Source organism: Synechococcus sp. R6-10, assembly GCF_047461815.1.
Lineage (GTDB): Bacteria > Cyanobacteriota > Cyanobacteriia > Thermostichales > Thermostichaceae > Thermostichus.
On record NZ_JANSHW010000442.1, the window covers coordinates 1 to 8081 of the forward strand.

An 8081-nucleotide genomic window follows, 5' to 3' on the forward strand; every position below is an offset into this window, starting at 1 on the left:
ATTTTACAAACAGCCAGTGATCCCGATGAGCTGGAGTCGGCCCGGAAGGGTCTAGAAGAGCTGTTGCAAATGGCACCGGAGCTGGCGGATCTTCCCGATTCCCCAGAAGCGGACGAGTTTCGCCCTCCAGATGAGTTTGCCCGTGGGTCGGATGCCTTTTCGGAAGAGGCTTTCTCTGCTCCCGATCCCTTCTTGCAGTTCGAGGAGATGGGGGAAGAGGAGGCGGATCCCTTTGCTCAGAATCCCTTTCCACTGGAGGCAGACAGCCTTGGCAGCGATTTCATGGGGGAAGAGAGATTCAGGGATCCCTTGGAGACCGGGCTGCAAATGCCGGAGGCTGATCCGCTGGGTTTATCTCACCCGATGCCGACCCATTCTCGGGTAACACCACCGGCCACCTCGCGACGGGTAGGCTCGGAAGAGGGCGGGCCTCAAACCGATCCGGTGGTCGAAGATGACTTTGCCTTTCTCAACGAGTTCGATCGAGAGCATCTGGAAGCCCTAGAAGGCGACTCCGACTCCATTACGCAGTTGGCCGGCGATGCCGATTTTCCCAACGAGATGGGCTTCTCCCTGCCCGGTCTTGAGGAAGAGGAAGGGGGATCCCTGGAAGAAAGCCTGCCGACCGAATTGGCTGCCCCCATGAGTGAGCCGATCCCTGCTCCCGACGAAGATACTGCCAGTCCCAGCCCTGGTCTTTTCGATCTTGACGAGCTAGACAGCCTGGATCGCGAACTTGCCGGCATGGATGGCGGTGAGCCGGTGGGTGCCTTCCGCCCAGATGAGGGGGCGACCGGGGGGATGAGCCCAATGGCGGAGACCGGTAGCGGAGCGGCCCAAGTCCTGCTGCCCACGGCCTCCCTCCCTATTCCCAGTGTAGGTGAACAAGGGGCAAGAACCTCTGCTGGGATCGCCAACCGACCGATTGGGGATCGGCAATTGGCCATAGCGCTTATCCAAGGAGCGGTGAGCTTGGCTGCCGGCTTGGCGATTGGCCTTGGGATCCCGGCCAATGGGGGAGCTCGCTTGATTGCCGGGGTGATTGGAGGCGGGCTGATCGGCACAGGAGCAGGGGTTATCCTCGGGGCCAGCAGTGCCAAACAAGTTCGCTCCACCGCCCAAGAGCTGGCCAGTCATTTTGCCGCCTTGGCTCAGGGGAATTATTCAGTACGAGCCACAGTCAACACCCACGATGAGCTGGGGCGCTTGGCCGACAGCTTTAACCAGATGGCGGCTGCCCTTGAAGCCAACTTCGCCGAACTGAGCCAGCGGGCTGCCGAGCAAGGGCAAGCTAAGGAAGACCTACAGCGCCAGGTGATTCGCCTGCTGGACGACGTGGAAGGAGCTGCCCGTGGAGACCTGACGGTGCGGGCAGAGGTGACTGCCGACGTGCTAGGGGCTGTGGCCGACTCCTTTAACCTGACCATTCGCAGTCTGCGAGACATTGTCAGCCAGGTGAAGCGGGCTGCTGCCGCCGTGAACGATGCCGCCTTGCAGAACGAGGACTTTGCCCGCAGCCTCTCTGCCGATGCTTTGCGCCAGGCGGAGGAGATCTCCAACTCCCTCAACTCCATTCAGGAGATGACGGACTCCATTCAAGAGGTGGCCAGCAACGCCCGCGAAGCGGCCAACGTGACTGCCCAAGCCACAGAAGCAGCCGCTCGGGGTGGAGAAGCTGTGGATCGCACGGTAAGTGGCATCCTGGAAATTCGCGAAACCGTGGCAGAAACCACCCGCAAAGTGAAGCGATTGGCGGAATCCTCGCAGGAAATTTCCAAAATTGTGGCTTTGATCTCTCAAATTGCCTCGCGCACCAACCTGCTTGCCCTCAACGCCAGCATCGAGGCGGCCCGAGCCGGGGAATCGGGACGGGGTTTTGCCATTGTGGCCGATGAGGTGCGACAACTGGCCGACCGAGCTGCCAAAGCCTCGAAGGAGATCGAGCAGATCGTGTTGCAGATTCAATCGGAAACCGGCAACGTGATGACGGCTATGGAAGAAGGCACCCAACTGGTGATCGAGGGGACGCGGCGGGCCGAGCAGGCCAAGAACAGCCTGGACGAGATTATCGAGGTCAGTCGCCGGATCGACGAGTTGGTGCGGGCGATCTCTCAGGCCACCGTGCAACAAACGGAAACCTCTCGCTCTGTGGCGCAGGTGATGCAATCGGTGGAGTTGACCGCCAACGAGACCTCTAAGGAGGCACAGAAGGTGGCAGCTTCGCTCCAACAGTTGGTGAGCATCGCCCGCGAGTTGCAAACTTCTGTCGGTCGCTTCCGGGTTGGGGATGAATGAGCAAATCTGCTGTTTTGAGGGCATTCTAGGGACAAGGATCCCCATGCAGGAGACGTTATCGATCCTTAGCAAATGCCACTGGGATCCCCCTGTTCCGACTTTTGGCCGGACTCTTCGCTCAGGCGAGCCTCAATCTGTCCGGTCTGCTATTACTGATGCATACCTGTGGGCTGTAGGAAGGGCCTCCTGCCATGAATGAAGAAGCACAAAAGCGGATCCTCAGTTATTTCATCGAAGAAGCCCGCGACCACTTGGCAACGATTGAACAAGTGCTCCTCAGCTTGCGGGACAGTATGAGCGATCCCGAGCTGATCAACGAGCTGTTCCGAGCCGCTCACTCCATCAAGGGGGGAGCTGCCATGCTGGGCCTCACCAGCATCCAACGGACGGCCCACCGCATGGAAGATTTTTTCAACATCTTTCGCTCCCGTCCAGGCGGAGTGCCTGTCGACCAGCACCTGGAAACCCTGCTGCTGCGGGCTTTTGATGGGCTTTCGATGTTGTTGGAGGAGCTGCAGAGCCCCCGCGGCCTCACCCAAGAAGTCAGCAACACCACCCTGGCGGAACTGGAGCCGGTTTTTCAAGAGACCGAAAGGCACATTCAAAATCTTCTTGGCGAGGGCACTGTTCCCAGCCTTGCTCCAACTCCCGTCTCGTCGCCGGCGGTTCGCACCCTGCAGCAGGACATGGCGGAGGTGGTGCCGCAGCAGTTGCGCCAGATGCTGGAGCTGTTTAAACAACGGGATCAGGCAGATGTCCGAGAGCGCTTGGCAGCGGCGAATGCCGTTCTCAAGGAGATCGGGCAAGTCCATCATCTGGCGGGCTGGCAACAGTTGACGGAAACTTTCGAGCAAGCCCTGGGCAACCCCGATGTCGACCTGCGAACTTTGGCTTTGGTTGCCTTGCGGGATTTGAAGCAGGGACAGCAGCTCATCCTAGACGGCAAGGCCGAACAGGTTGCCCCTTCTTCAGAACTGCAACAATTGGCTCGCCCTGCCGCTCCCCCTGCCCCACCGGATCCTCTTGAGGTGGTGGTGCATCAGCAGATCCCGGCCCTGTTGCGCCAGATGCTGGAGCTGTTCAAACGTCCTGACGACCCGGCCACTCGACCGGCTCTGCAAGCTCTGGCCCAATCTTTGCAGGATTTGGGGCAATCTTCGGCTCTGGAACTGGGAGGCTGGACAGACTTGACCCGCTTGGTGGGCGAGATTTTGGCGGATCCCGGCCAGGATTTGCGGCAGTTGGCCCTGCCGGTGCTGCGAGATCTGAAGCAAGCCCACCAGGCCCTGGCCAATGGAGCGGCAAACACCATTCAGCCCTCGGCTGAGCTGCTGGCTTTCCGCCCTGTTCCGGCAGCCCCTGAAGAGCCAGAAGTCCCTGAGCCCTTCGACCTTGGTCTTGCTTGGGGGTCTGAGGCAGAGCCGCTGTTCCCCCAACCCGAGGAGGGTGCCTCGGAGGATTGGGCTGTGGCTGCTGGGATCCCTGCGGAGGAAGGCGCTACCCCCGATCTGAGCTGGGAAGCGGTAACCCTCGCTGAGACATCCTTTCAAGAGGATGAGCCCGGAGCTGCCCTGTCGCCGGAGCAGGAGAGCGCAGAGGCAAGCGGAGATCTGGCGGCGGAACAGCCCTCATCCCTTTGGGAAGTGGGCACTGCTGAGGACTCCGTCCCGCTGGCGGGAACAGATTCAGAGCACCGATCTGCTCCCGCGGAAGAGGGGGATCTGGATCTGAGTTGGCCAGGGATCCGAGCCGAAGCGGCTTGGGAGGAAGACTGGAGGACAGCTGCCGTGCCGGCAGAAAGCCCAGAAGAGGACGGGCAGGGAGCTGACTTGGCCTCTGTTGCGGACGACTTCGGTCGCGTTAGCGGAGCGGAGCTCTATGCCACTCCCTTGGATCTGGAGGAAGAAGCCACCTCAGCCTTTGACGAGCTGTTTGCCAACGCAGAAGCACTATCCGATATTGAAGAATTCCCAACGGAGCTGATCCCCTCCTCTCCTGAGCCCCTCTTGCAGACCTTTGAGGATCTGAGCCCAAGGTTGGATGAGGAGAGAGCTGAGGCCGATCTGGCGGAGCTGTTTGCCGAAGTGGTGGGTGAAGGGGCAGAGGGGTTTGTCTCTGCTGAGCCTGCCTGGGATGCTGAACAGGAGCCGACTGCCCAGAGCGTTGCTGCGGAAATGGGCGAGGGATCCGGCTTTGTCCCAGACGAAGCCGCAAGTGCCGGGGTAGAGGCCCTATTTGAGCTGGAGGAACTTCCCGTAGAGAGTGCTTTCCGGCAGGAAGGGTCTCAGCTTCCGGACTTTGAGGCCGTTCCCGCTGGTGAGCCGGAGGCCGATCCTTGGGCGGCTGAACCGTCCCCACCCCTTCAGGAAGCCCTTGAGGACGGGGAAATCGCAGCAGACCTTTGGGCTGAATTTCCCGCAGATATCCAGCTAGAGGATTTTTCCATCCCAGCAGATTATCTGGCAGAGTCGGGATCCGACGAGGTGGGATCCTCAGAGTTCGCTGACTCTGCTGCCTTCGATACTGCCGAAGACAGCCTGGAGAGCTTTTTTTCCACCCCTGCGGCAGAAGCCGATCCGGCTTGGTCGATGCCGGAAGCAAGTGAACCTTCCGTATTTTTGGATCCCTCTTTTGGCCCATCCCTGGACATCGCTGAGGCTGATGCTGCCGAAGCTGAGCAACTGGGGGATCTCTTTATCGGCGAACCCTTCCCCACGTCGCCCGACATGGCCAACGAGCCGAGGGAATCGCCAATTCCAGACTTCGGAGCCGAGCTGAGCCTAGGGGATCTCTTCGCCGGCGAGACCCTCGAGGAGGCGTCCGATGGGGACTCCATCCCCCTGACCCAATCAGCAGCTGGGGACACAGCAGAAGCCCAGGCGTGGGCGCTTCTGGAGGATCTGTTCCCGGTCCAGGAGGAGTCTTTCGCAGACCTGCAACCCACGGCTGAGGAGGCAGTCGCCCCTTCCCCCGAGCTCTCCTTCGACCGTCTCGATGCCCTATTCACCCAGGAATCCGACCCAGAAGAACTGAGCCTGGGGGCCAGGGGATCCCTCTCGGCCATGGATAGCGACAGCCAGGTGGATCTGGATGAGTTGAGCCAGTTCTTTGCAGAAGGGGAAGCGCCCCAAGAAGAACCCCCCTTGGATCTTGCCACCTTCCTGGAGGACACAGAAGCTTTGCAAGCGAGCAGCCTGGCGGAAGTGCCCGTGTCTGAGCCAGAGCCGCCGGTTGCCGCACTGGAGGAAGAAAATGCCCTCCAGCCTGCGGAGGACGATCTGGAAAGCCAGTTGGCCAGCCTGTTTGCAGAGGATGAATCCTTAGCCGTTCCTGTTGGCGAGGCCGAGACCCCAGAGGAAGAGGCGCTGGAAGCTGCTCCGGCTCCCCGTTTGGACGATTTGGCAGCTCTTTTCGATGCTGCCGAGCCGGCGGTAACCCCTGAGCTAGAAAAGGCTATCGCCCCCCTTGTGGGATCCCCTGCAGCCGCGAGCGGCGAGGCTGCTGACGACTTTGCAGCCCAGCTGGAATCGCTCCTGGGCGATCTCGAGGTTCCTGCCCAAGCACCTGCTGCGGCGCCAGCACCTTCGCCGCCAGTTGCCGCTGCTGCTCCAGCAACCCCCACCCCAGCAGCAGCTGCCCCGGCGGCAACTGGGCCGACTTCACGGCGAACTGCTGCCCTCAGCAACCCTGTGATGCGGGTGGAGGTGCGCCACCTCGACTCCATCAACAACCTGGTGGGAGAGTTGGTGGTCATCCGCAACAGCATGGAGCAAAACCAAACCCGTCTGCGCCAGTTTCTGGATGGCCTGTTGGGCCGTGTGCAACAGCTAGGGGATCTGGGCCAGCGCATGCGGGATCAGTATGACCGCTCCTTGCTGGAATCGGCTTTGTTCTCCAGCCGCAGCAGCTCAGCCTATGGCGGCACGGTAACGGTGGGCTTCGGTCGAAATGGGGAGGGGTCCAGCCGAGGAAGGCGGAGTCATTCCTCCGGCCAAGAGTTCGACAAGCTGGAGATGGATCAGTTTACGGCCTTCCACGCTCTGGCCCAGGAGATCATTGAGCTCATCGTGCGGGTGCGCGAGTCCTCCTCCGACATCGAGTTTGCCGTGGATGAGGCCGAGCAGATCACCCGCCAATTCCGGCAGGTAACCACCCAACTGCAAGAGGGCCTGAACCGGGCGCGCATGGTGCCCTTCTCGCAAGTTGCCGATCGGTTGCCCCGCGCCATTCGGGATCTCTCCATCAAAACGGGCAAGCAGGCCAGCCTGGTGGTGGAAGGCCGTGACACGCTCATCGACAAGGCCATCCTGGAGGAGCTCTATGACCCCATGACCCACCTGGTGAACAACGCCCTGGTACACGGGATCGAGACCCCTGAGGAGCGGCGGCGGGCGGGCAAGCCCCCTGAGGGCAAGATCACCGTCAAGGCCTTCTATCAGGGCAACCAAACCATCATCATCGTCTCGGACGATGGCGCCGGGATCCCGGTGGAGAAGGTCAAGGCCAAGGCCCAAAGGCTGGGGCTGCTGTCGGAGCAAGCCGACGAAGACGAGGTGTTCAACGTTCTCTTCCACCCCGGCTTCAGTGTTCGCGAGGCCAGCGAAGTGGACGATCTGGCCGGGCGGGGGGTTGGCTTGGATGTGGTGCGCCGCAACATCACCGATCTGCGCGGCAGTATCCAAGTGGATTCTGTGCGGGGCAAAGGAACCACCTTCACCATCCGTCTCCCCCTCACCCTGAGCATCTCCAAGGCCATGGTGTGTGTCAGCGACAAAGCCCTGATCGCCTTCCCCCTGGATGGCGTGGAGGAGATGCTGGATGTTCCTGCCGACGAAGTTCAGCCGGATGAGCAGGGGCGGCCCTCAATTCTCTGGCGGGATCAGCGCCTTCCCTTCCAGCCCCTCTCAAATCTGCTGGCCTACAGCCGCAGCCACAGCCGCAGCCGTTCCGAGGTGTACAGCATCACTCAGGATGAGGGCATTATTCCCATTGTCATCCTGCAAAGTGCCGGCCAGTATGTTGCCCTGCAGGTGGACAGCTTCGTGGAAGAGCAGGAAATCGTGATCAAGCAACTGCGCGGGCCTGTGCCCAAGCCACTGGGCATTTCTGGGGCAACGGTGTTGGGGAACGGGCGGGTGCTGCCGATTGCCGACATCATCGAGCTGGTGGACATAGCCCACGGTCGCCGTCGGGATCTCAACCGCTTCTGGCTGGATCACCGGGATGAGGAGCCGACCCCGGAAGAGGTGCGCCAGACCACGGTGCTGATCGTGGACGACTCGATCACCGTTCGGGAGCTGCTCTCGATGTCTTTCCAGAAGGTGGGCTACCGGGTGGAACAGGCGCGGGATGGCCAGGATGCCTGGGAAAAGCTGCGCGGCGGCCTGCCCTGCGACCTCATCTTCTGCGACATCGAGATGCCGCGCATGGACGGCCTAGAGCTGCTCACCCGCCTGCGAGAAGACAGCAACTTCAAGCATCTTCCGGTTGCCATGCTCACCTCGCGGGGGGCAGAACGGCACCGGCAAACAGCACGGGAGCTGGGAGCAACTGCCTACTTCACCAAGCCCTATCTGGAAGAGGAGCTGCTCAGCGCTGCTGCCCGCATGTTGAGGGGGGAACAGTTGTTGGCGGCCAACCCAACTTCCTAATCGCGACAGCGGTGCGGTTCCCGTTCAGTGTGGCGCAGCAACATAGGGTGCTGTAGGCATGGCACTGATACATTTACGCTGAACACTGCTGAACATCACTGTTCAACTATGCAGCGATAGCATTCTGTTTGTTTC

The 8081-nt window shown here is 60.9% G+C and carries 2 protein-coding genes; both read left to right on the top strand.

The genetic code is table 11. The features are described from left to right. Positions 1-2295 (top strand): methyl-accepting chemotaxis protein (locus NW837_RS11915; RefSeq protein WP_414331782.1); only part of this gene is annotated, 2295 nt, incomplete at its 5' end. A gap of 191 nt (positions 2296-2486) precedes the next feature. Further along, the gene (locus NW837_RS11920; protein WP_414331784.1) at positions 2487-7946 is read left to right on the top strand and encodes a response regulator; all 5460 of its coding nucleotides are present in this window, start codon (positions 2487-2489) and stop codon (positions 7944-7946) included. Positions 7947-8081 lie beyond the last annotated feature (135 nt).

What these genes read in the sequence shown, in the direction of transcription:
- NW837_RS11920 (WP_414331784.1), top strand. Translation starts at nt 2,487, where the DNA reads ATGAATGAAGAAGCACAAAAGCGGATCCTCAGTTATTTCATCGAAGAA.